Consider the following 22,765-nt stretch of genomic DNA (forward strand, 5'->3'; position numbering starts at 1 on the left):
GAGGAGAGCCCGTTCCGAATCATGAACGCGTGTCAAGACTCTGGGGCCGTCGAGCCCCGTCACCGAGGGGGTCGAGCCATGGGGCGCGGCCGGGCCAAGGCCAAGCAGACGAAGGTCGCCCGCCAGCTGAAGTACAACAGCGGCGGGACTGACCTGTCGCGTCTGGCCAACGAGCTGGGCGCATCGACTTCGAGTCCGATTTCGAGCCAGCCGCCGAACGCTGAGCCGTTCGAGGATGACGAGGAAGACGACCCGTACGCCCGCTATGCGGAGCTGTACAACGATGACGAGGACGACGAGGGGGACGACGAGTCCTCGCCCTCGCAGCGTCGCGGCGCTTGACGCCAGCACACGTCAACCCGGTCCAGGGCCTTGCCCCCGGACCGGGTTCTGTGCTGTTCAGCTCGCGACAGCTCTCAATGTGAATACGTGCCCTGCATGCCGGCGCCGGTGGAGTGCTCGCCGCGCTCGATGACCTCGCCGGCCACCCAGGCGTCGACGCCACGGTCCGCGAGGGTCGTCAGTGCCACGTCGACCGACTCCTCCGGCACGACGGCGATCATGCCGACGCCCATGTTGAGGGTCTTCTCCAGCTCCAGCCGCTCGACCCCGCCGGCGCCGCCGACGACGTCGAAGACCGCGCCCGGGGCCCAGGTGGACCGGTCGACCACGGCATGCAGATGGTCCGGGACGACGCGGGCGAGGTTCGCCGCGAGTCCGCCGCCGGTGACGTGGCTGAAGGCGTGCACCTCGGTGGTGCGGGTCATCGCGAGGCAGTCCAGCGAGTAGATCTTGGTGGGCTCCAGCAGCTCCTCGCCGAGGGTGCGGCCGAACTCCGGGACCTCCCGGTCCAGCGCCCAGCCGGCCCGCTCGAACACCACGTGGCGGACGAGCGAGTACCCGTTGGAGTGAAGGCCCGACGACGCCATGGCGATGACGGCGTCCCCCGTACGGATACGATCCGCGCCCAGCAGCCGGTCGGCCTCCACGACGCCCGTGCCGGCGCCGGCGACGTCGAAGTCGTCCGGTCCGAGGAGCCCCGGGTGCTCGGCCGTCTCGCCGCCGACGAGGGCGGTGCCGGCCAGGACGCAGCCCTCGGCGATGCCCTTGACGATGGCGGCGACGCGCTCCGGGTGGACCTTGCCGACGCAGATGTAGTCGGTCATGAAGAGCGGCTCGGCACCGCACACGACGATGTCGTCCATGACCATCGCCACGAGGTCGTGGCCGATCGTGTCGTACACGCCCATCTGGCGGGCGATGTCGACCTTCGTGCCGACTCCGTCGGTGGCCGAGGCGAGCAGCGGGCGCTCGTACCGCTTGAGGGCGGAGGCGTCGAAGAGTCCGGCGAAGCCGCCGAGGCCGCCGAGGACCTCGGGCCGCTGGGTCTTCTTCACCCACTCCTTCATGAGTTCGACGGCGCGGTCTCCCGCCTCGATGTCGACGCCCGCTGCCGCGTAGGAAGCACCTGTCTCAGACATTGCCTGGGATCTTTCGGTTGGAATGACGGGGCTTGATCACGGACGACGGAGCGCGTCGGCGGCGTCGGCGCCGCCCGCCAGCTCGGTCTCCAGAAGCTGCTTGCCGAGGAGCTCCGGGTCGGGCAGCTCCATCGGGTACTCGCCGTCGAAGCAGGCGCGGCAGAGGTTCGGCTTGTCGATGGCCGTGGCCTCGATCATGCCGTCGATGGAGATGTACGCGAGGGAGTCGGCGCCGAGCGAGGTGCCGATCTCGTCGATCGTCATGCCGTTGGCGATGAGCTCGGCGCGGGTCGCGAAATCTATGCCGAAGAAGCAGGGCCACTTGACCGGCGGGGACGAGATCCGGATGTGGACCTCGGCGGCCCCGGCCTCGCGGAGCATCCGGACGAGGGCGCGCTGGGTGTTGCCGCGGACGATCGAGTCGTCGACGACCACGAGGCGCTTGCCCTTGATGACTTCCTTGAGGGGGTTCAGCTTGAGGCGGATGCCGAGCTGGCGGATGGTCTGCGAGGGCTGGATGAAGGTCCGGCCCACATAGGCGTTCTTGACCAGGCCCGCGCCGTAGGGGATGCCTGACGCCTCCGCGTAGCCGATGGCGGCGGGGGTGCCGGACTCCGGCGTCGCTATGACGAGATCGGCCTCGGCGGGGGCTTCCTTCGCCAGGCGGCGGCCCATCTCCACACGGGAGAGGTAGACGTTGCGGCCGGCGATGTCGGTGTCGGGGCGGGCGAGGTACACGTACTCGAACACACAGCCCTTGGGCTTCGCTTCTGCGAATCGGGAGGTGCGGAGTCCGTTCTCGTCGATCGCGATGAGCTCACCCGGCTCGATCTCGCGGACGAAGCTGGCGCCGCAGATGTCGAGGGCGGCGGTCTCGGAGGCGATCACCCAGCCGCGCTCCAGCCGGCCGAGGACCAGCGGGCGGATGCCCTGCGGGTCGCGGGCGGCGTAGAGGGTGTGCTCGTCCATGAAGACCAGCGAGAAGGCGCCCATGACCTCGGGGAGGACCTTGGTGGCCGCTTCCTCGATGGTGAGGGGCTTTCCGTCGTCGTCGGTCTGCCCGGCGAGCAGCGCGGTGACGAGATCGGTGTCGTTGGTGGCGGCGACCTGGGTGGCGCGGCCGTTCTCCTTGGGGAGGTCGGCGACCATCGCGGCGAGCTGGGCGGTGTTGACCAGGTTGCCGTTGTGGCCGAGCGCGATGGAGCCGTTGGCGGTCGCCCGGAAGGTCGGCTGCGCGTTCTCCCACACGGAGGCTCCGGTGGTCGAGTAGCGGGCGTGACCGACCGCGATATGACCCTTGAGGGAGCCGAGTGAGGTCTCGTCGAAGACCTGGGAGACCAGTCCCATGTCCTTGAAGACGAGGATCTGGGAGCCGTTGCTGACCGCGATACCCGCGGATTCCTGGCCCCGGTGTTGGAGGGCGTAGAGCCCGAAGTACGTGAGCTTGGCGACCTCTTCGCCCGGAGCCCAGACACCGAAGACGCCGCAAGCGTCCTGGGGGCCCTTCTCACCGGGGAGCAGGTCGTGGTTGAGTCGTCCGTCACCACGTGGCACGGCACCGAGTGTAGGCGAGATCGACCACTGGTCCGAATTGGGGACGGGCCACGGGCGGGATTGATGCGGTCGGATGTTCGCACAAAAGCCGCGTAATGAAGCCTTTGGGGGGTCGTACGGGTCGGTACAGGACGTCCGGAGGCGTGCCGCACATCACTCTCCGCACTGTCCCCGCGGGCCCTTCCCGCCCGGACCTGCCGGTCGATGGGCGCCGGTCAGGACGCCGTCGCCGTCGATGGGCGCCGGTCAGGACGCCGTCGCCGCCAGGCCCTTGCCGCCGTCCGCGGTGAGGGACAGCCCGCGATGCCGCACCTCGTACGCCACCGTGCCCTGAAGGACGCTTGTCAGCTGCCGCTCCAGGGTCATCTCCGGGCCCGCGCACATGCGCCGCGTCGTGGCCAGCCGGCCGAAGGTGATCGTCTTGGCGGACTCCGAGACCGTCGCCGTACCGGTGAAGGTGTTGCAGCCGAGGCTGCCGCGTACGGAGCCGTCCTTGCCGACGACGAAGTGCGCCTTCTTCTCCGTGCCGGCCGGGAGCGAGGCCGCCGTGTCGCCCGTGACGAGTGAGGTGACGGTCCACTCGGTGCCCACCAGCGGGGCGGCGTTCTCCTCGGTCAGGGCGATCGAGTCACCGTTCGTGGCGGTCAGGGTGAGGCTTCCGTCCGTCAGCTTCGCCTTGAGCTTGCCGGCGAACGCCTTGCTCATGGCCTTCTCGAAGGCCGCGAGCTCCTCCGGGCAGCCGATCTCGGTCATCTGGCCCTGGCCGACGGTGATCGTGTCGCCCTCGACGCTGACGTCCGCGCCGAAGTGGTTGCAGCCGTAGTTGCCCGACGCCCGGCCCTTGGTGTCGATCTCGACGTGGGCATTCTCGGGGGCTTCCGTCCGCTTCCCGTCGACGGTGACGCTGTCGACGCTCCAGTGGACACCGGCGACGGGGAGGGCGGGCCCCACGGAACCGCCCGCGCTGCCCGAGCCCGCGCCGGGGCCCGAGCCGGACTCCGTGCCGCAGGCGGTCAGCGTGAGGACGGCGGTGACGGCGGCAGCGGCGGGGACGATCAGCTTGGTTCGCATGCCGGTGTGACGGTGCGGACGGGACTCCGGTTCCAGGTCCCGCGCGCCGGGCGCCCGGCTCCCTCAGCCCAGCAGCGGCAGCAGACCCGACAGATCCGCCCGCTCCCCGCTCGCACTGACCTGCGCCGCGTCGAGCGCCTCGGCCCAGCCCGTACGCCCCGTCGCGAGCCGGACCCAGGTCAGCGGGTCGGTCTCGACGACGTTCGGCGGGGTGCCGCGGGTGTGCCGGGGTCCCTCGACGCACTGCACCACGGCGTACGGCGGGATCCGCACCTCCACCGAGCCGCCGGGCGCCTTCACGGCGAGGGCGTCGGCCAGCAGGCGTACGCAGGCGGCGAGCGCCTGCCGGTCGTACGGCACGGCGAGCCCGGGGACGGCGGTGTTCAGGTCGTCGGTGTGGACGACGAGCTCGACCGTGCGCGTGACCAGGTGGTCGCCGAGCCGCATCGCGCCCATCCGGGCCTGCACCAGCCGATCGTCGGACGCGGCGGCCAGGGCGGCGGCGAGCTCGCTCGCCGTCCGCTCGTACAGCACGCCGAGGTCCCTGGTCGCCTCGGCGAGCGCGTGTGTGTCCTCGTTGATCGCGTCCGCAAGCCCCGCCGTCGTGAACGGCCAGTCCAGCAGGGCGACCTCCACCGCCTGCGGCTCGGGCAGCGCGACCTTCCGCGCCACCGCGCCCACGTTCAGCGTGATGTGCGCGGCCAGCTCCCGCACCGTCCAGTCGCCCAGCCCGGTGGGCAGCGCCAGCTGCTCGGGCGTCAGCGTCCCGACCGCGTCCTGTACGTGGCCGAACTGCGCGAGCACAGCGGCCCTGATCCTGGCGGAGTCGTAGCTGCGGGCGCGGGTGCGCTTCCTGGCCGGTGGCATGGGGCGAGGCTAGCCTCCCCCGGAGCTCTCGACAGGGAGATACCCCCATCCGCCTGGCAGGGGGCTCGGACCCGGCGGAGGATGGAGGAAGCGTGACGAGCAGCGGCACGACGCGGCACCACCTGCACGAAAGGCGTGAGGCGATCATGGCTGAGCACCCGGACAGCGCCCTCGTCCACCGGGTCTACGAAGCGTTCGGCAAAGGCGACAGGGACGCCCTCGCGTCGATGATGACGGCGGACGTCGTCCACCATGTCCCCGGGGACAACCCGGTCTCCGGGCACCACAAGGGCCGCGACGCGGTACTGGAGCTGTTCGGGAAGGTCTCCGAGCTGACCCGCGGCAGCTACCGGGCCGACCTCAGGGCGGTCGCCGCCGACGGCCGCGGCCACGTCATGGCCTTCCACCGGGCCTTCGCCGAGTGCGGCGACCGCGGGATCGAGATGAACAACGGGCTGTTCTTCACCGTCGTCGGCGGCAAGATCAGCGACATCGACGAGTGCGTCGAGGACATCGACGAGGTGGACGCGTTCTGGAACGCCGCGGCGGCCTGAGCCCGGCCCCGAGCCCGCCCTCGTACGACGCACCGCGGCCCCGCTCCCTGGAGGAGCGGGGCCGCGGTGAACGCCAGTCGGGCGGGCGTCAGGCCAGCAGCGCCGGGATGGTCTCCTCGTGCGCCGTACGCAGCTCGCTCAGCGGGATGCCGAACACACCCTGCACCTCGACCGCATCGCCGTCGACCACACCGATCCGGGTCGCCGGCAGACCCCGCGCCCCGCACATGTCGGTGAAGCGGAGCTCCTCGCTGCGCGGGACGGCGACGACCGCGCGGCCCGCCGACTCGCTGAAGAGGAACGTGAAGGCGTCCAGGCCGTCGGGGACGACCAGGCGTGCGCCCTTGCCGCCGCGCAGGCACGACTCGGTGACGGCCTGGACGAGACCGCCGTCCGACAGGTCGTGCGCCGCGTCGACCATGCCGTCGCGGGAGGCCGAGATCAGGATCTCGCCGAGCAGCCGCTCACGCTCCAGGTCCACCTTCGGGGGCAGTCCGCCGAGGTGGTCGTGGACCACCTGCGACCAGGCCGAACCGCCGAACTCCTCACGCGTCTCGCCCAGCAGGTAGAGGAGCTGGCCCTCTTCGGCGAAGGCGATCGGGGTGCGCCGTGTGACGTCGTCGATCACACCGAGGACGGCCACGACCGGCGTCGGGTGGATCGCCGTCTCGCCCGTCTGGTTGTAGAGCGAGACGTTGCCGCCGGTCACCGGCGTGCCGAGGGTGTGGCAGGCGTCGGCGAGACCGCGCGTGGCCTCGGCGAACTGCCACATGACGGCCGGGTCCTCGGGCGAGCCGAAGTTCAGGCAGTCCGAGACCGCGAGCGGCTTGGCGCCCGACGCGGCGACGTTGCGGTACGCCTCGGCCAGCGCCAGCTGCGCGCCCGCGTACGGGTCGAGCTTCGCGTACCGGCCGTTGCCGTCCGTGGCGACCGCGACACCGAGGTTGGTGTCCGGGTCGATACGGACCATGCCGGAGTCCTCGGGCTGGGCGAGCACGGTGTTGCCCTGCACGAAGCGGTCGTACTGGTCGGTGATCCACGCCTTCGACGCCTGGTTCGGCGACGCGACGACCTTGAGCACCTGCGCGCGCAGCTCGTCCGCGTCCGCCGGGCGGGCCAGCGCGGCCGCGTCGTCGGCCTGGAGCGCGTCCTGCCACTCGGGGCGGGCGTAGGGGCGCTCGTACACCGGGCCCTCGTGCGCGACGGTCCGCGGCGGTACGTCGACGATCTGCTCGCCGTGCCAGAAGATCTCGAGCCGCTCGCCGTCCGTCACCTCACCGATGACGGTGGCGATGACGTCCCACTTCTCGCAGATCTCCAGGAAGCGGTCGACGTGCCGGGGCTCGACGATCGCGCACATGCGCTCCTGCGACTCGCTCATGAGGATCTCCTCGGGCGAGAGGGTCGCGTCGCGCAGCGGAACGGTGTCGAGCTCGACCCGCATGCCGCCGGAGCCCGCGGAGGCCAGCTCGCTCGTGGCGCAGGACAGGCCCGCGCCGCCGAGGTCCTGGATGCCCGCGACCAGGCGCTCCTTGAAGATCTCCAGGGTGCACTCGATGAGGAGCTTCTCCTGGAAGGGGTCGCCGACCTGGACGGCCGGGCGCTTGGCCGGGCCGGTCGACTCGAAGGTCTCGGACGCGAGGACCGAGACGCCGCCGATGCCGTCGCCGCCGGTGCGGGCGCCGTACAGGATCACCTTGTTGCCGGCGCCGGACGCCTTGGCGAGGTGGATGTCCTCGTGCTTCATGACGCCCACGCACAGGGCGTTGACCAGCGGGTTGCCCTGGTAGCAGGAGTCGAAGACGACCTCGCCGCCGATGTTGGGCAGGCCCAGGCAGTTGCCGTAGCCGCCGATGCCCGCGACGACGCCCGGCAGGACGCGCTTGGTGTCGGGGTGGTCGGCGGCGCCGAAGCGCAGCGGGTCCATGACGGCGACCGGGCGGGCGCCCATCGCGAGGATGTCGCGGACGATGCCGCCGACGCCGGTGGCCGCGCCCTGGTAGGGCTCGATGTAGCTGGGGTGGTTGTGCGACTCGACCTTGAAGGTGACCGCGTAGCCCTGGCCGACGTCCACGACGCCCGCGTTCTCGCCGATGCCGACGAGCATCGCGTCGTTCTCGGGGGCCTTCTCGCCGAACTGGCGCAGGTGCATCTTGCTGCTCTTGTACGAGCAGTGCTCGGACCACATGACGGAGTACATGGCGAGCTCGGCGCCGGTCGGGCGGCGGCCGAGGATCTCGCGGATGCGCGCGTACTCGTCCTCCTTGAGGCCGAGCTCCTTCCAGGGCTGCTCGGCCTCGGGCGTCTCGGTGGCCTGCTTGACGGTGTCGAGGGTCACGCTCGGTCGCTCCTTCGCGTGATGGTGGTGCTGTCGTCGCCGACGGGGCGCTCGGTCGCTCTCTCGGCTGTTCCGGCGTCGAGAGTCATGAGGCGACCAGCTTCTTGATGACCGAGGTGAAGAACCCGAGGCCGTCGGTGCCGCCGGTGCCGATCAGCGGCTCCACGGCGTGCTCGGGGTGCGGCATCAGGCCGACGACGTTGCCGGCGGCGTTGGTGATGCCCGCGATGTCACGCAGCGAGCCGTTCGGGTTGCCGTCCAGGTAGCGGAAGGCGACCCGGCCCTCCGCCTCCAGCTGGTCGAGGACGTGCTCGTCCGCGACGTAGCGGCCGTCCATGTTCTTCAGCGGGACGCAGATCTCCTGGCCCTGCGCGTAGTCGGAGGTCCAGGCGGTCTCCGCGTTCTCCACCCGCAGCTTCTGGTCGCGGCAGATGAAGTGCAGGTGGTTGTTGCGCAGCATCGCGCCGGGCAGCAGATGGGCCTCGGTGAGGACCTGGAAGCCATTGCAGATACCGAGGACCGGAAGTCCGGCCCTGGCCTGCTCGATGATCGTTTCCATCACCGGCGAGAAGCGGGAGATGGCGCCCGCCCGCAGATAGTCGCCGTAGGAGAAGCCGCCCGCGAGGACCACCGCGTCGACCTGCTTGAGGTCCTTGTCGCGGTGCCACAGCGAAACGGGCTCCGCGCCCGCGATGCGGACCGCGCGCAGGGCGTCCTGGTCGTCGAGCGTCCCAGGAAACGTGACGACTCCGATGCGGGAGGTCACGACTCCACCTTTACGACGAAGTCCTCGATGACGGTGTTGGCGAGGAACGTTTCGGCCATCTCATGGATACGGGCGAGGGCGGCCTCGTCGACCGGCCCCTCCACCTCGAGCTCGAAACGCTTTCCCTGACGGACGTCCGCGATCCCCTCGAAGCCGAGGCGGGGCAGTGCGCGCTGCACCGCCTGTCCCTGCGGGTCGAGGATCTCCGGCTTGAGCATGACGTCGACTACGACGCGTGCCACTGGCACTCCCGGTGGTGTGGTGCTGAAGGCGGTTCCCTCAGCGTACCCGCCCGAAAAATCTACGCGCATAGATATCCGGAGAACCCCATGTGAAAATCCAGAGAAAAACTCCCCCGACCCATTGCGGATGACACGCTGATGCAATTGGCTGGGCTTCACAATGCGCCGCTGGTCGCTGTACAAAGGAATACAGCGGAAAGCAGCATTGCCTTCGCATCAGCCGGAATACCGGTATCGCCGCATGTGGGCAACGGCTCCACCGAACGACCCGGTCGCACACCGGGCCGCACCGGTGGCGACCGATCGACCGACACGGCGAAACCGCAGGAAAGGACCGATATCCGTGGCTCAGCGCGTAGTGGTCACACTCTCCGACGACATCGACGGCGGAGAAGCGGCGGAAACGGTTGCGTTCAGCCTGGACGGGAAGTCGTACGAGATCGACCTCAACCCCGCCAATGCAAAGAAACTGCGCACCGCGCTCGCTCCGTACATGGCGGCAGGCCGCAAGGCGACGAAGCAGTCACGGCACCCGGGCAAGGCGCGCCGGGAGTACCGGCACACGGCCCTCGAGCCCGACCCCGCGGCGGTCCGCGCCTGGGCCCAGTCCAACAAGATGGAGGTGCCGGCCCGCGGCCGGATCCCCAAGCGGATCTACGAGGCGTTCCGCGAGGCGAGCTGAACACCCCACGGAACACCGGGAGAAGCCCCGCGGAACGGGGTCCCCGGAGAACCGAGTTGCACTACACCCCCGCAGGTGGGCTAAAGTCTGGATCACGCCGAGGGGCGAGGCCGGAAGGCCGGACCTCACGGAGCGTGCGGGTGTAGTTCAGTAGTAGAACAGCCCTCTTCCAGAGGGAAGGCGCAGTGTGCAATTCCTGTCACCCGCTCCGCACCACGTACCAACCACCCCGGTGGATCAGGTACAGTGGTGAACGCACCGCCCAGTGAGAGCTGAGCGGCAGCAATGCGGACGTGGCTCAGTTGGTAGAGCATCACCTTGCCAAGGTGAGGGTCGCGAGTTCGAATCTCGTCGTCCGCTCAGAGAGCGAAGGCCCTGGTCGATATGACCAGGGCCTTCGTCGTTTCCTCGACCCAACGGTTCGCCATCCCGCCCAACGGCACTGACATTTGTCATACGCGGCGATGACAGCGTGCACTGCCCGCGGCTCCGGTCCGGCGGAAGCCTTGAGGCATGAAATCCGATGACGATCCGGAGCACGTGATCGAAGCCCGTGGACTGCGCCGCAGTTACACCGGCGGCTTCGAGGCTGTGAGCGGAATCACCTTCTCCGTCGCGCGCGGTGAGGTCTTCGCGCTGCTCGGCACGAACGGCGCGGGCAAGACCTCCACCGTCGAACTGCTGGAGGGACTGGCCGCCCCGAGCGGCGGCGCCGTACGCGTGCTCGGCCACGACCCGTACCGCGAACGGGCCGCCGTACGGCCCCGGATCGGGGTCATGCTCCAGGAAGGCGGCTTCCCCGCCGAGCTGACGGTCGCCGAGACCGTACGGATGTGGGCCGGCTGCACGAGCGGCGCCCGCCCGGTGGCCCAGGCGCTGGACCTGGTGGGCCTCGGTGCCCGGGCGCGCGTACGCGTCAAGCAGCTCTCCGGCGGCGAGCGGCGGCGGCTCGATCTGGCCCTGGCCCTGCTCGGCGCCCCCGAGGTCCTCTTCCTCGACGAGCCGACGACCGGGCTCGACGCGGAGGGGCGCCGCGACACCTGGCAGTTGGTGCGCCGACTGCGCGACAGCGGCACGACCGTGCTGCTGACCACGCACTACCTGGAGGAGGCCGAGTCGCTCGCCGAACGGCTCGCGATCATGCACCAGGGACGGATCGTGACATCCGGGACCCCCGCGGAGGTGACCGCCTCACGCCCGTCCCGGATCCGCTTCCGCCTCCCTGACGGCATCCCGGCGGCACGGCTGCCGCTCTCGCTGCGGGCGGCCGAGTCGGACGACCGGCGGATCGAGATCCGCACGCACGAGCTGCAGAACGCACTCGGTGAACTGCTGCGCTGGGCCGACGAGTCCGGCGTACGCCTCGAAGGGCTCGACGCCCGCTCGGCCTCCCTCGAAGAGGCGTTCCTCGACATCGCCGACACGACGGCACAGACGGAAGCGGTGGGAATGTGATGCGGGCCGGGACGGCACGGCTGGCCGCGCTGGGGCGGGCCGAACTGACGCTTCTCGCACGGAACAGGACGGCGCTCGTCGTCGCGCTGCTCCTGCCCGTGGCCATGGTGGCGTCCATGCGCTCCTCGCTCGGCCGCCTCGACCTCGGCGCGGCCGGGATCACCCTCAACGGGGCGCTGCTCAGCGGCGCCATCGGGATGGTGCTGCTCCTGGTCGTGTACCTCAACCTCACCTCCGCTTTCGTGTCGCGGCGCGAGGAGCTGGTGCTGAAGCGGCTGCGCACGGGGGAGGTCTCCGACGCGGAGATCCTCGCCGGGACCGCGCTGCCGGCCGCCGCGCTGGCGCTCGCGCAGAGCGTGCTGGTGGTCGTCGCGGGGGCCGTGTTCCTCGACGCGGGAGGCCCGAAGCGGCCCGAACTGCTCGTCGCCGGTGTCCTGCTGGGCATCGTCCTGATGACGGTGCTGGCTGCCGCCACCGCCGCGCTCACCAGGACCACCGAGAGCGCGCAGATCACCACGATGCCGCTGTTCCTGGTCTGCGCCGCGGGCTCGGGGCTGTTCGTCCCGGTCGACCTCCTGCCGGACCGGATCGCCTGGGTCTGCGAACGGCTGCCGATGACCGGGGTGATGGAGCTCGTCCAGGCGGGCCTGCTCGGCGGGGCGGACGCGGCGGAGGCGGGGCGTGCGGCACTGCGCGCGCTGATCTGGATCGCCTGTTCGCTGGTGGCTGTGCGACGGTGGTTCCGCTGGGAGCCGCGGCGATGACGGCCGGCGCTCGGAAGTGAAGTGAGTTTCGGAAGTGAGCGGAGACGTACTCGTGCGGGTGAAGGGCTGGAGCGGTCGCAGCGGCCTCGCCAAGGTCGATCTGTACACGCGCGGCACCGTGTACCTGCTGATGTGGGTCGCCGTGGTCGGGCTGACGCTGATCATGCTGACCCGGCCCGTCCGCTCGGGTGCACCGTTCGGCGTCGTGATCGCCGCGCCGCTGCTCGGGGCCGCGGTGGGCGTCGTGTGCACCCCGCTGGTGCGGCACGCGATGGACGCGTACCTGGGCCAGGGGACGGTCCCTCGTCGGCTCCTGTTCTGGGCGGCCGCGGTGACGGCGGCGACGGTCGGGGCGGTGCTGTGGCTGGCGGCGTCGGTCCCGTCGGCACAGCTGCTGAGGGTGGCGCTGTGGCCTGCGCTGGTGCCGTTCGTGACCGCCCACTGCCTCATCGTGCGGCGGCGTACGACGATCCTGGTCCACGCGGGGGTCCTCGCGGTGCTGGGTGCGCTGATCCCGCTGACCGGCAAGAGCGCGACGCAGACGCTGGTCACGCTCATCACCGTCGCCTTCGCCGTCGGCTGGGTCGCCTTCACCGCCCGTATCTCGATGTGGGTGCTGGCGGTGATGTGGGAGCTGCGGGAGGCCCGCGACGTGCAGGCGCGGCTCGCCGTCGCGGAGGAGCGGCTGCGGTTCGGGCGCGATCTGCACGACGTACTCGGCCGCAACCTCGCGGTGATCGCGCTCAAGAGCGAGCTGGCAGTGCAACTGGCCCGGCGCGGACGGCCGGAGGCCGTGGACCAGATGGTCGAGGTCCAGCGGACGGCCCGGGAGTCGCAGCGGGAGGTACGGGACGTCGTACGCGGCTACCGTGCGGCCGATCTGCACACCGAACTCGCCGGAGCACAAGGGGTGTTGACCGCCGCGGGGATCAGCTGCGCGATCGGGTCGCCGGACGGCGCGGAGCCGGGACTGCCCGGCGATGTCCAGTCGGCGCTCGCGTGGGTCGTGCGCGAGGCGACGACGAACGTCCTGCGGCACGGCGAGCCGACGCGGTGCACCATCGCGCTGGCGGTGTCGGACGGCGCGGCGGTGCTCACCGTGGAGAACGACGGCGTACGGGGCGGGGGCGGAGGCGAGGACGGAGGGCTCTCGCAGGGCTCGGGGCTCGCGGGGCTGCGGGAGCGGCTGGCCGCGCTGGGCGGCACGCTGGACGCGGGGGGCTCGGCGGGCGGGTGCTTCCGGCTCACCGCGACGGTGCCGGTCCCGGAGCCGGTACCGGCCGGACGGTCGCGGCAGGACCGCGGCGGGCTCGGCGGGCTCGGCGGGCTCGGCGGGCTCGGCGGGCTCGGCGGGCTCGATGGCCTTGAGGAGCTCGATGGCCTTGAGGAGCTCAGGGACCTTGATGCCCTTGAGGACAGGGACGGAGCGGGGGACGGAGCAGTGGCCGGAGTGGAGGAGAGCCGTGAGCCGGGATCACATCAGAGTGCTGCTCGCCGATGACGAGCACCTCATCCGGGGCGCGCTCGCCGCGCTGCTCGGTCTTGAGGACGATCTCGCCGTCGTCGCCGAGGCGGCCTCGGGTCCCGAGGCCCTCGCCATGGCACGGGCCCACCGGCCCGATGTGGCGGTGCTGGATCTCCAGATGCCGGGCGCCGACGGTGTGAACGTGGCCACAGCGCTGCGGACCGAGCTGCCGGAGTGCCGGGTCATGATCGTGACGGGTCACGGCCGCCCCGGGCATCTGAAGCGGGCGCTCGCTGCGGGGGTGCGCGGCTTCGTACCGAAGACCGTCAGCGCCCAGCGGCTCGCCGAGATCATCCGTACCGTCCACGCCGGACACCGTTATGTGGACCCCGAATTGGCCGCCGACGCGATCTCCGCCGGCGACTCGCCTCTGACCGCACGCGAGGCCGAGGTGCTGGAACTGGCCGGGGACGGGGCGCCCATCGCGGAGATCGCCGAGCGGGCCTCGCTCTCCCAGGGAACGGTCCGTAACTATCTGTCGTCGGCGGCCGCGAAGCTCGGCGCCGGGAACCGGCACACGGCGGTGCGTCTCGCACGTGAGCGAGGTTGGGTATAGTGGTTCCCGCGCTTCGGCGCATGCGGACGTGGCTCAGTTGGTAGAGCATCACCTTGCCAAGGTGAGGGTCGCGAGTTCGAATCTCGTCGTCCGCTCTGTGGAAGAAGCCCCCGGTCGGCCGGGGGCTTCTTCGTGCTTCCTCTCGCGCTCGCGTCGTGCCGCCTACGACCAGGCGGTGCCGGTCAGCCGCTCGTACGCCTCCACGTACTTGGCGCGGGTCGCCGCCACCACCTCGTCGGGCAGCGCGGGCGGCGGCTGCTCGCTCCTGCGGTCCCAGCCGGAGGCCGGAGAGGTCAGCCAGTCCCGCACATACTGCTTGTCGTACGAGGGCTGGGCGCGGCCCGGCTGCCACTGGTCGGCGGGCCAGAAGCGGGAGGAGTCCGGGGTGAGCACCTCGTCCGCGATGACCAGCTCGGCTCCCTCTTCACCTGCGGCGGAGTAGCCGAACTCGAACTTGGTGTCGGCGAGGATGATCCCGCGCTCCCGGGCGATGTCCCGGGCCCGGCCGTAGACGGCGAGCGTCTTCTGGCGCAGCAGGGCGGCGCTCTCGGCGCCTACCTGATGAGCCACCTCCTCGTACGACACGTTCTCGTCGTGGTCGCCGACGGCGGCCTTCGTCGCGGGGGTGAAGATCGGGGCGGGGAGCTCGGAGCCGTCCACCAGCCCCTCGGGGAGGGCGAGGCCGCAGACCGTACGGGTCTCGTTGTACTCGACGAGACCGGAGCCGGTCAGATAGCCGCGCGCGACGCACTCGACGGGCACCATGTCCAGCGCCTTGCAGACCAGGGTGCGGCCCGACCAGTCGGCGGGGGCACCGGCCGGCAGGTCGGTGGAGAGCACATGGTTCGGCACGAGGTCGGTCAGGCGCTCGAACCACCAGAGGGAGAGCTGGGTGAGGACCCGGCCCTTGTCGGGGATCTCGGTGGGCAGCACCCAGTCGTACGCGGAGATGCGGTCACTCGCGACCATCACGAGATCGCCCGACCCGGTCTCGTACAGGTCGCGCACCTTGCCTGTGTGGAGGTGGGTCAGCCCCGGAACCTGGAGCGGCTCGGGTTTTTCTACGAATCCGGACACGGTTCCTCCGCGTAGGTTGATCCAGGAACGTCTCGATTCTCTCCCACGGGGACGGAACGGTCGCGGACGGGGTCCGACGGGGTCCGACGGTCGTGCTCGGCACGTGCTCAGCGCGTGCTCAGCGCGTGCTCAGTCGCGCTTGCAGATGCGGTCGAGGAGATTGGCGGTCGCGCGCTGGATGCGGGTGTCCACATGGCCCGGGCGGTCCAGGGCCGGGGACCAGGCGAAGGTGCCGGAGGCGAAGACGAGCGCGCCGGAAGGGGCACGGTAGAGGGACGTCTCCTGATGGCGGGTGGCGCCGTCGGTGTCCTGGTAGGGCGAGTGGGCGAGGAGGATGCGGCCCTCGTGCTCGGGGAGCGGGGTGCGCGGGAAGTAGCGGTCGGCCTCGCCCGCGACCAGGCCGGGGATCTCGTCGCCGTCGCCGGCGCCGGTCGCCTCCCAGAGCCAGTGGTCGGCGTTGCGCACCACCATGGGGCGCGGCTCGGGGACCCGGCCCGCGTACTGGATGCCGAGGAGCAGCTGCTCCGGGCGGTCGATCTCGCGCCAGAGGGCGGGGCGGCCGGGGCCGCGGCGCTTGCGGCAGGTCAGGAGGCGGTCCGCGACGCCGGAGGGGGACGGGCCGAGCTCGACCTGCCAGTACATCGTGTTGGCCGAGAGGAAGACGAGGGACGTACCGCGGTCGCGGGCGAGCTCGGCGGTGCGGCGCATGGGCGCGGACCAGTACTCGTCGTGGCCGGGGAAGACCAGGCCCCGGTAGCGGGTGGGGTCGATCCGGCCGGCGTGCAGATCGCGGGTGTCGGCGTAGGCGAGGTCGTATCCGTACCGCTCGGCCCAGCGGATGAAGTCGTAGGCGTGACCGACGTGGAGGGGCAGGCCCGCGCCCGCGTACGGGCGGTCGAAGGAGACGGTGATCGCCGCGTCCTCCTCGCCGAGGAGCCGGCCGCTCTCGTCCCACGCGTGATAGAGACTGGCGCCGGTCCTGCCGTCCTCGGGATAGAGGTTGTACGCCTGCCAGGTGACGTCGGGCAGGAGCAGGAGCAGATCGGCGGGGTGGCTGTCGCGGACGGTGAACGGGATGTGCGAGCGGTACCCGTCGGCGGTGGTGAGGACGGCGACGTACGCCCCGATCGACCAGTACGAAGGGACCTGGAGCCGCCAGGAGAGCCACCAGTGGTGGCAGGAGACCGTGCGGTCGGCGGTGAGCGGGGCGGGCTGGACGATGCCGGAGAGACGGGGGCTGGTGGTGATCTTGGCGGCTCCGTCGCCCCCGTAGTGACCGATGCGGTAGATGTCAACGGAGAACTGCTGGGGCGGGTCCACGGTGATGTGGAAGTCGATGGCCTCGCCCGGGGCCACGGCACCGGTGGAGGCGAAGCCCTTGATCTGGCGGCGTACGTCGTCGGCGGTGAGGGGACCGCGCGCGCTCTTGCCGCGGGCGGCGGCCGGGTCCGGGTCCACGTACCAGGGAACGACCTGGCCCGTGTCGTCGAAGTAGTGCTCACTGCCGCGCAGCCAGGGCAGCGGGCCCTGGCCGAAGGGATCGCTGACGGCATGGGCGAGGGCACCCGATTCCCACCGCCGGATCTGCTCCGCCCCCATCGCGCCCCTCCTTCGCTCCCCCGTCCTGAGGCGCCCGATAGTCAGCGCCGCTCCCAGCACATCACATAACGCACGTACTCCGTCACCGTTCGTCGTGAATTGACGTGAACGGAACGGGATATTCCGGTCTTGGTCGGCCGTCAGACCAGACGGACGGGCTTCTCGGGGCGGATGCCCACCGCGGCGAACCAGTCGCGCAGGGGGTCCGGGTCGCCGTCCTCGACCAGGCTGCGCACACGTCCGCCGAGATCCGCGCTGCGCTCGCCCGCGATGAGGAGCGCCGGGCCGTCGAGCCAGTCGAGACCCGGGACGGCGCCCGCGGTGTCGACGGCGGCGCAGCAGACCATGGCGGTGACGTGGTCGGCGAGCAGCTCACGGGCGGTGCGGGGCGGCTGGAGCGGGAAGAGCGGCAGGGGCTCCGTGCCCCAGATGGCGACGGCGTCGCCGACACCGTGCAGCGCGCCGGCACCGGCGCCGGCACCGCACCGTGCGTCCCGCTCACGCGCGGCTTCCTCGCGTGCGGCCTCCTCGCGTGCGACCTCGGCGCTGATCCCGGCGGCCAGTGCGGAGCCGGGGCCGGAACCGGGGCCTTCGTCCTCGAGGTCGTCCCCGGGCACGGCTCCCTCGGGCGCGGGCTCATCTGCTGCAGCGCCCTGGGCGGCACGACAGGCGCACCCGGCATCGGAGTCGGCCCCCTGACTGGTCACGGGCTCCGCGATCGGGCCGGGTATCTCCGACCCGGATATTCCGGCGTTCGCAGCGGTGTCGCTTTCGCGGGCGAGCTCGACGGCGCTGTCGTATGCGGCGCTGTCCTGCGGGGCGCTGCGCGCGGCGCTGTCGTGCGGGACGCTGTCGTGCGGGACGCTGTCGTGCGGGACGCTGTCGTGCGGGACGCTGTCGTGCGGAGCGCTTCCGAGGGCAACGCCATGGGCGCACAGGCCCGGGGTCCCGCCCGCGAGATAGTCCACGACGCGGGCGAGGTTCGGCCCGGAGGGCGCCACGGCTGCGGGGCGGACGCCCAGCGCGTCCAGGACCCGGTGGAGGCGGGCCGCTTCCGTGCGCCATTTGCGGTCCACGACCTCTTCCGGATACGCCTGCCAGTCCACCGGCGACCAGTCCGCTCCGCCCTCCGCCGGGCCGCCGTGGAACAGGCGCGCGGCCAGCAGCGAGGCGGCCTCGTCGACCGTGCCCGGCTCCTCCAGCAGATCGCAGGCGGGGCGCTCGCCGAGCCGGGAGGCGAAGCCCTCGGCCAGCCGGTCGCGGCGGGAGAGCTCGGTCAGTGCGGAGACCACGCCCGCGTCGAGACGGGACGGCCACCGCCCCATCCGCCAGGCGGGCAGCGCGACCCGGGTCAACAGCCGGTCCCATCCGGCGTACGCGAGGCCGACCTGCTCCTGCGCGACGATCCGCAGGCCGTAGTCCACAGTCTGTGCACGCTCGGACGCGGCGGCGGCGACCCCCCGCTCCATCTCGGCGGCATGCACCCGGCAGCTGTGCAGCAGCAGCTTGGCGACCCGGGCGGCCAGACCCAGCCCCGGCCCCCGCAGCGGACCGAGCCCGGGGCGGGCCGCGGCCCCCACCGCGGCGTCGAGGCCGCGCACGAAGCGCCGGGCGGCGGCTATGTCGGGGTGCGCGGACGGTCCCGTACCCGCGACGACGGGGGCGAGCACGGCGCGGAGCTCCGCGACCCGCATCCACCACAGGAACGGGGATCCGATGACGAGCACCGGCGCGGTGGGCGAGCGGCCTGCGCCGCCGGATATCGCGGGGGCCGCGGCGACGCGCTTCGGCGCGCCCGCACGCTTCGGGTGCGCCGCCCGGTGCGTCGCCGGATGCGTGCGGTCCTCGAGCCAGCTGTCGCAGTCCGGTGTGAGCGCTATGGCCGAGGGCACGGGGACGTCCAGCCGGCCGGCCAGATCCTCCACCAACCGGTACAGATCCGGCGCCGACGCCTTGGCCAGCTCCACCGTCGGACTGACGGCCGGCCTGGCCCGGGCGATCACCGCGGCGACGCCCGCCGCGGCAAGGAGCACGACGACCGCGACCGATGTCACCGCCCAGCGCACGGCGTCCCAGACTCCGCCGCCGATCCGGCCCGTGACCTCGCCCGCCAGCAACACGACGGCGACAGCGGCGGGCAGCAGTGCGACGGCCAGCGCCCTGCTGCGGATGCGCAACACGGCGAGGGCGCGGGAGCGCGCTGCGAGCGCGCCCATCTCCTCACCGATACCGGTTCCGGCCACGGCCTGACTCACCCCCTCTGCCCGTCTGCCCTGCGGCGGCGTTGCTCACAGCCCCACTGTGGCACCCGCCACAGACATCGCAATGCCGGTGGGCCAAGTGCCGGAACGCATGCGCCGCACCCTAGTTGGGGGCTTCGGCGACCGTCATCCGTCTGGGGCAGCCATCACTCGATGGAATGGCTTTGGGCAATGGTGATGACGGCAGGGGAAGGGCGTGGGTTCAGTTCCGTGGGCGCCTTCCGGCGCCGGGTTTCACTCCCCGGCGGCCCGGCGCGCGATGTCCGTACGGTGCTGCGAGCCTTCGAGCCTGATACGGCCGACTGCCGCATAAGCGCGCTCGCGGGCCTGCGCCAGGTTCGCGCCGGTCGCCGTCACCGACAGCACACGTCCGCCGGCGCTCACGACGGCGTCGCCGTCCTTCCTGGTCCCGGCGTGCAGGACGTAGGCGTGCGGGGCGTCCTGCTCCACGACGGCCTCAAGTCCCTCGATCGGGTCGCCGGTGCGCGGCGTACCGGGGTAGTTGTGCGAGGCGACGACGACGGTGACGGCAGCGTCGTCACGCCAGTTGAGCGGGGGCTCGTCGGCGAGCGTGCCCTTCGCCGCGTTGAGCAGGACGCTCGCGAGCGGGGTCTTGAGCCGGGCCAGGACCACCTGGGTCTCGGGGTCACCGAAACGAGCGTTGAACTCGATCACCCGTACGCCGCGGCCGGTGATCGCCAGACCGGCGTAGAGCAGCCCGGAGAACGGCGTACCGCGGCGGCGCAGTTCGTTCACGGTGGGCTGGAGCACGGTCTCCATGACCTCGTCCACCAGCTTGGGGTCGGCCCAGGGCAGCGGGGAGTACGCGCCCATGCCACCGGTGTTCGGACCCTCGTCGTCGTCGAGGGCGCGCTTGAAGTCCTGGGCAGGCTGGAGGGGGAGCACGGTCTCGCCGTCCGTGATGGCGAAGAGGGAGACCTCGGGGCCGTCGAGGTACTCCTCGATGACGACCCGGTCGCAGGAGAGCGCGTGCTCGCGGGCCTTCTCCAGGTCGTCGGTCACGACGACGCCCTTGCCGGCCGCAAGGCCGTCGTCCTTCACGACGTACGGGGCACCGAAGGCGTCCAGCGCCTCGTCGATCTCCTCGGGCGTGGTGCAGACGTACGAGCGCGCCGTGGGCACGTTCGCCACGGCCATCACGTCCTTGGCGAACGCCTTGGAGCCTTCCAGCTCGGCCGCTTCGCGGGACGGGCCGAAGCAGGGGATCCCCGCGGCACGTACGGCGTCGGCGACACCGGCGACGAGGGGTGCCTCGGGGCCGACGACGACGAGATCCGCCCGGAGCTCGCCGGCGAGCGCGGCGACGGCGGCGCCGTCGAGGGCGTCCACCTCGTGCAGCCGCGCGACCTCGGCGATGCCGGCGTTGCCGGGCGCGCAGTGCAGAGCGGTGACGTCGGGGTCGAGGGAGAGAGAGCGGCACAGGGCGTGTTCGCGGGCGCCGCCGCCGATGACGAGGACCTTCACGGCAGCCAGGGTAGCCCGCGCGGCGGGCGCGGCCTTGTGCGGGCCGCCGAAGCGCCCGCCCCTACTCGTTTGTGTATTCCTCCACGACCGTGGCGCCGAGCTCCCGCACGATCAGGTCGTGACCGGAGAGCGCGGAGTCCACGAGGTCTGGATCGTCCTCTTCCGGGATGTCGTCCTCGGGCGCGACGGGCGCGGGCCGGGCCGGAGCCTGCCGCTCCGGCGCAGCGGCCTGGGACGACTGCGGCAGCGCAGCAGCCGCGGCGCGCGGGGGCTCCTGGGCGGGCGGCTGCGCGGCGGGCCGGCCCTGCTGCGGCGACTGGGGCTGGGACGGGGACTGCGGTGCCGCCGACTGGGCAGGCCGGGGTGCCGGGGCCGGACGGCCGCCGTGGCCGCCGTGGCCGCCACCGCCGCCGGGCCCGGCAGGGGGCGCGCCCACACCGCCCGACGGGTCGATGATCGCCTCGATCTTCCACTGGACGTTGAACTGCTCGGCGAGCGCCTGCCGCAGCACGTCCTCGCTGCCGCTGCTCGCGAAGTTGTCACGTGCTCCCGCGTTGATGAACCCGAGCTGGAGGGTGGTGCCGTCGAACCCCGCGACCTGGGCGTTCTGACTGAGCAGGATCCAGGTGAAACGGCGCCGGTTCTTGACCGCCTCCAGGATGTCGGGCCACATGTTCCGCACCTGGGACGCGCCCTGGGCGGCACCCGGCGCGACGGCCTGGACCTGGGGCTGGGGCTGGGCCTGGGACTGGGGGGCGGAGGGCGTGGCAGGGGAGGGCGCGGCCGGCGCGCTGCGCTCCTGGCCGGGTGCGGCTGCGGACGGCCAGGCGCCGGGGCGCTGGGCGGCCGGGGTGGCAGGAGTGGCTGCGGTGGCTGCGCCCGAGGCGGTCGGGGTAGCGGCACCGGGGGTCGCGGCGCTGGGCCAGGCACCGGGGCGCGGCGCGCTGGGCTGCTCCTGGGCGGGCGGGGATGCGGGGGGCGAAACGGGTGCGGGTGCGGGTGCGGGTGCGGGTGTCGGCGCGGCTGCCGGTGCCGGCTGGGCCTCGGGCACAGCGGGCACGGCCTGTGGCTCGGTCCCGGGGCCCGGACCCGGCCCCGGACCCCGTACGGCCGCACGCGCGGCCGCCGGACCACCGGCCGCGCCCCCGACGGGACCGTGCGGCCCGGGCGGCATATGGGCGTCCGTCGCCGGTACGTACCCCATGGCCGGCGCCTGCGCGCCCGTCGAGAACGTGGCCCCGCGCTCCAGCCGGTCGAGCCGTGCCTGCGTCGAACGCTCGTCGTCGAACGCCGCGGGCAGCAGCACCCGGGCGCAGATCAGCTCCAGCTGCAGCCGCGGCGAGGTCGCGCCGCGCATCTCCGTCAGCCCGGTGTTGACGAGATCGGCGGCGCGGCTGAGCTCGGCGGCCCCGAACACCTGCGCCTGCGCCTGCATCCGCTCGACCACGTCCACAGGAGCGTCGATCAGACCCTTCTCCGCCGCGTCCGGCACCGCCGCGAGGATCACGAGGTCCCGCAGCCGCTCCAGCAGATCGGCGACGAAGCGCCGAGGATCGTTCCCACCCTCGATCACCCGGTCCACGACCTCGAACGCCGCGGCCCCGTCCCCCGCCGCGAACGCGTCCACGACCGCGTCCAGGAGCGACCCGTCCGTATAGCCGAGCAGGGCCGTCGCCATGACGTACGTCACACCGTCGTCGGCCGCGCCCGCGAGCAACTGGTCCATCACCGACATCGAGTCACGCACCGACCCGGCCCCGGCGCGCACCACCAGCGGCAGCACGCCGTCCTCCACCGGGATGCCCTCGCGGCCGCAGACCTCCGCCAGGTACTCCCTGAGCGTCCCGGGCGGCACCAGCCGGAACGGATAGTGGTGCGTCCTCGACCGGATCGTCCCGATGACCTTCTCGGGCTCGGTCGTGGCGAAGATGAACTTGAGATGCTCCGGAGGCTCCTCGACCACCTTCAGCAGGGCGTTGAACCCCGCCGACGTGACCATGTGCGCCTCGTCGATGATGTAGATCTTGTACCGGCTCGACGCGGGCCCGAAGAACGCCTTCTCCCGCAGCTCACGGGCGTCGTCCACACCACCGTGCGACGCCGCGTCGATCTCGATGACATCGATCGACCCCGGCCCGTTCCGCGCGAGGTCCCGGCAGGACTGGCACTCCCCGCACGGGGTCGGCGTGGGTCCCCGCTCACAGTTCAGACACCGCGCGAGGATCCGCGCACTGGTCGTCTTGCCGCAGCCGCGCGGCCCGCTGAACAGGTACGCGTGATTGACCCGGTTGTTCCGCAGCGCCTGCTGCAGCGGGTCGGTGACATGCTCCTGCCCGATGACCTCGGCGAAGGACTCGGGACGGTAGCGGCGGTACAGCGCAAGGGACGACACGCCTACGAGGTTATCGGGGCCCACCGACAACCGGCTCCGCCCACCGCAACCCCCCGGCGCCAACCCCACCGGCCGCCCGGCCGTACCTCACGGAAC

The 22,765-nt window shown here is 71.8% G+C and carries 19 protein-coding genes and 3 tRNA genes; 10 read left to right on the forward strand and 12 right to left on the reverse strand.

What is annotated here, in order from left to right:
* The first annotated feature begins 78 nt into the window (after positions 1-78).
* Positions 79-342, forward strand: coding sequence for a DUF3073 domain-containing protein (locus KK483_RS16625; RefSeq protein WP_262006012.1), 264 nt, complete (start codon positions 79-81; stop codon positions 340-342).
* Positions 343-416: 74 nt separating this feature from the next.
* Here KK483_RS16625 and purM read toward each other — a convergent pair whose 3' ends face one another.
* From purM to KK483_RS16645, 4 genes are all read right to left on the reverse strand, one after another.
* Positions 417-1,481: a phosphoribosylformylglycinamidine cyclo-ligase gene (gene purM / locus KK483_RS16630; RefSeq protein WP_262006013.1), complete on the reverse strand. Its 1,065-nt coding sequence runs from the start codon at positions 1,479-1,481 to the stop codon at positions 417-419.
* 36 nt (positions 1,482-1,517) lie between these two features.
* The gene (gene purF / locus KK483_RS16635; protein WP_262006014.1) at positions 1,518-3,035 is read right to left on the reverse strand and encodes an amidophosphoribosyltransferase; all 1,518 of its coding nucleotides are present in this window, start codon (positions 3,033-3,035) and stop codon (positions 1,518-1,520) included.
* A gap of 246 nt (positions 3,036-3,281) precedes the next feature.
* A complete protein-coding gene (locus KK483_RS16640) occupies positions 3,282-4,106 on the reverse strand; it encodes an META domain-containing protein (RefSeq protein ID WP_262006015.1) in 825 nt (274 codons plus the stop codon).
* 63 nt (positions 4,107-4,169) lie between these two features.
* Complete coding sequence (locus KK483_RS16645; RefSeq protein ID WP_262006016.1) at positions 4,170-4,973, reverse strand: maleylpyruvate isomerase family mycothiol-dependent enzyme; 804 nt, start codon at positions 4,971-4,973, stop codon at positions 4,170-4,172.
* 146 nt (positions 4,974-5,119) lie between these two features.
* Between KK483_RS16645 and KK483_RS16650 the strand changes: the two genes are divergently transcribed.
* The gene (locus tag KK483_RS16650) at positions 5,120-5,527 is read left to right on the forward strand and encodes a nuclear transport factor 2 family protein (protein ID WP_262006017.1); all 408 of its coding nucleotides are present in this window, start codon (positions 5,120-5,122) and stop codon (positions 5,525-5,527) included.
* Positions 5,528-5,615: 88 nt separating this feature from the next.
* Here KK483_RS16650 and purL read toward each other — a convergent pair whose 3' ends face one another.
* From purL to purS, 3 genes are all read right to left on the reverse strand, one after another.
* On the reverse strand, positions 5,616-7,865 hold the full coding sequence (gene purL, locus KK483_RS16655; protein WP_262006018.1) for a phosphoribosylformylglycinamidine synthase subunit PurL: 2,250 nt from the start codon (positions 7,863-7,865) through the stop codon (positions 5,616-5,618).
* An 85-nt stretch (positions 7,866-7,950) separates the two neighbouring features.
* Positions 7,951-8,631, reverse strand: coding sequence for a phosphoribosylformylglycinamidine synthase subunit PurQ (gene purQ / locus KK483_RS16660; protein ID WP_262006019.1), 681 nt, complete (start codon positions 8,629-8,631; stop codon positions 7,951-7,953).
* On the reverse strand, positions 8,628-8,873 hold the full coding sequence (gene purS / locus KK483_RS16665) for a phosphoribosylformylglycinamidine synthase subunit PurS (protein WP_242338389.1): 246 nt from the start codon (positions 8,871-8,873) through the stop codon (positions 8,628-8,630). Before purS ends, purQ begins: the two co-directional genes overlap by 4 nt.
* 343 nt (positions 8,874-9,216) lie before the next feature.
* Between purS and KK483_RS16670 the strand changes: the two genes are divergently transcribed.
* The 8 genes from KK483_RS16670 (at position 9,217) to KK483_RS16705 (ending at position 13,950) form a co-directional block, all read left to right on the forward strand.
* Positions 9,217-9,555, forward strand: coding sequence for an Lsr2 family protein (locus KK483_RS16670; RefSeq protein WP_262006020.1), 339 nt, complete (start codon positions 9,217-9,219; stop codon positions 9,553-9,555).
* Between the two features lie 136 nt (positions 9,556-9,691).
* Positions 9,692-9,763, forward strand: a tRNA-Gly gene (locus KK483_RS16675).
* 79 nt (positions 9,764-9,842) lie between these two features.
* Positions 9,843-9,915, forward strand: a tRNA-Gly gene (locus KK483_RS16680).
* Positions 9,916-10,068: 153 nt separating this feature from the next.
* Complete coding sequence (locus KK483_RS16685; RefSeq protein WP_262006021.1) at positions 10,069-11,010, forward strand: ABC transporter ATP-binding protein; 942 nt, start codon at positions 10,069-10,071, stop codon at positions 11,008-11,010.
* On the forward strand, positions 11,010-11,774 hold the full coding sequence (locus KK483_RS16690; protein ID WP_262006022.1) for an ABC transporter permease: 765 nt from the start codon (positions 11,010-11,012) through the stop codon (positions 11,772-11,774). The genes KK483_RS16685 and KK483_RS16690 overlap by 1 nt, the downstream gene beginning before the upstream one ends.
* 34 nt (positions 11,775-11,808) lie before the next feature.
* Positions 11,809-13,275 (forward strand): histidine kinase, encoded by a 1,467-nt coding sequence (locus tag KK483_RS16695; RefSeq protein ID WP_313879235.1) that lies wholly within the window; start codon positions 11,809-11,811, stop codon positions 13,273-13,275.
* A complete protein-coding gene (locus KK483_RS16700; protein WP_262006023.1) occupies positions 13,238-13,855 on the forward strand; it encodes a response regulator transcription factor in 618 nt (205 codons plus the stop codon). The genes KK483_RS16695 and KK483_RS16700 overlap by 38 nt, the downstream gene beginning before the upstream one ends.
* A 22-nt stretch (positions 13,856-13,877) precedes the next feature.
* Positions 13,878-13,950: transfer RNA gene (locus tag KK483_RS16705), tRNA-Gly, on the forward strand.
* 67 nt (positions 13,951-14,017) lie between these two features.
* Here the strand turns inward: KK483_RS16705 and KK483_RS16710 are convergent.
* The 5 genes from KK483_RS16710 to KK483_RS16730 form a co-directional block, all read right to left on the reverse strand.
* A complete protein-coding gene (locus KK483_RS16710; protein WP_262006024.1) occupies positions 14,018-14,932 on the reverse strand; it encodes a phosphoribosylaminoimidazolesuccinocarboxamide synthase in 915 nt (304 codons plus the stop codon).
* Positions 14,933-15,061: 129 nt separating this feature from the next.
* Positions 15,062-16,531, reverse strand: a complete 1,470-nt coding sequence (locus KK483_RS16715) for a N,N-dimethylformamidase beta subunit family domain-containing protein (protein WP_262006025.1) — start codon at positions 16,529-16,531, stop codon at positions 15,062-15,064.
* A 140-nt stretch (positions 16,532-16,671) separates the two neighbouring features.
* Complete coding sequence (locus tag KK483_RS16720) at positions 16,672-18,747, reverse strand: hypothetical protein (protein WP_262009544.1); 2,076 nt, start codon at positions 18,745-18,747, stop codon at positions 16,672-16,674.
* A 279-nt stretch (positions 18,748-19,026) separates the two neighbouring features.
* Positions 19,027-20,277 carry a phosphoribosylamine--glycine ligase gene (gene purD, locus KK483_RS16725; RefSeq protein ID WP_262006026.1) on the reverse strand — a complete coding sequence of 417 codons (1,251 nt, stop codon included), beginning with the start codon at positions 20,275-20,277 and terminating at the stop codon, positions 19,027-19,029.
* A gap of 61 nt (positions 20,278-20,338) precedes the next feature.
* A complete protein-coding gene (locus KK483_RS16730) occupies positions 20,339-22,669 on the reverse strand; it encodes a DNA polymerase III subunit gamma and tau (protein WP_262006027.1) in 2,331 nt (776 codons plus the stop codon).
* Positions 22,670-22,765: the final 96 nt, after the last annotated feature.

Origin of the sequence: Streptomyces sp. FIT100, from assembly GCF_024584805.1 — a bacterium.
Taxonomy (GTDB): domain Bacteria; phylum Actinomycetota; class Actinomycetes; order Streptomycetales; family Streptomycetaceae; genus Streptomyces.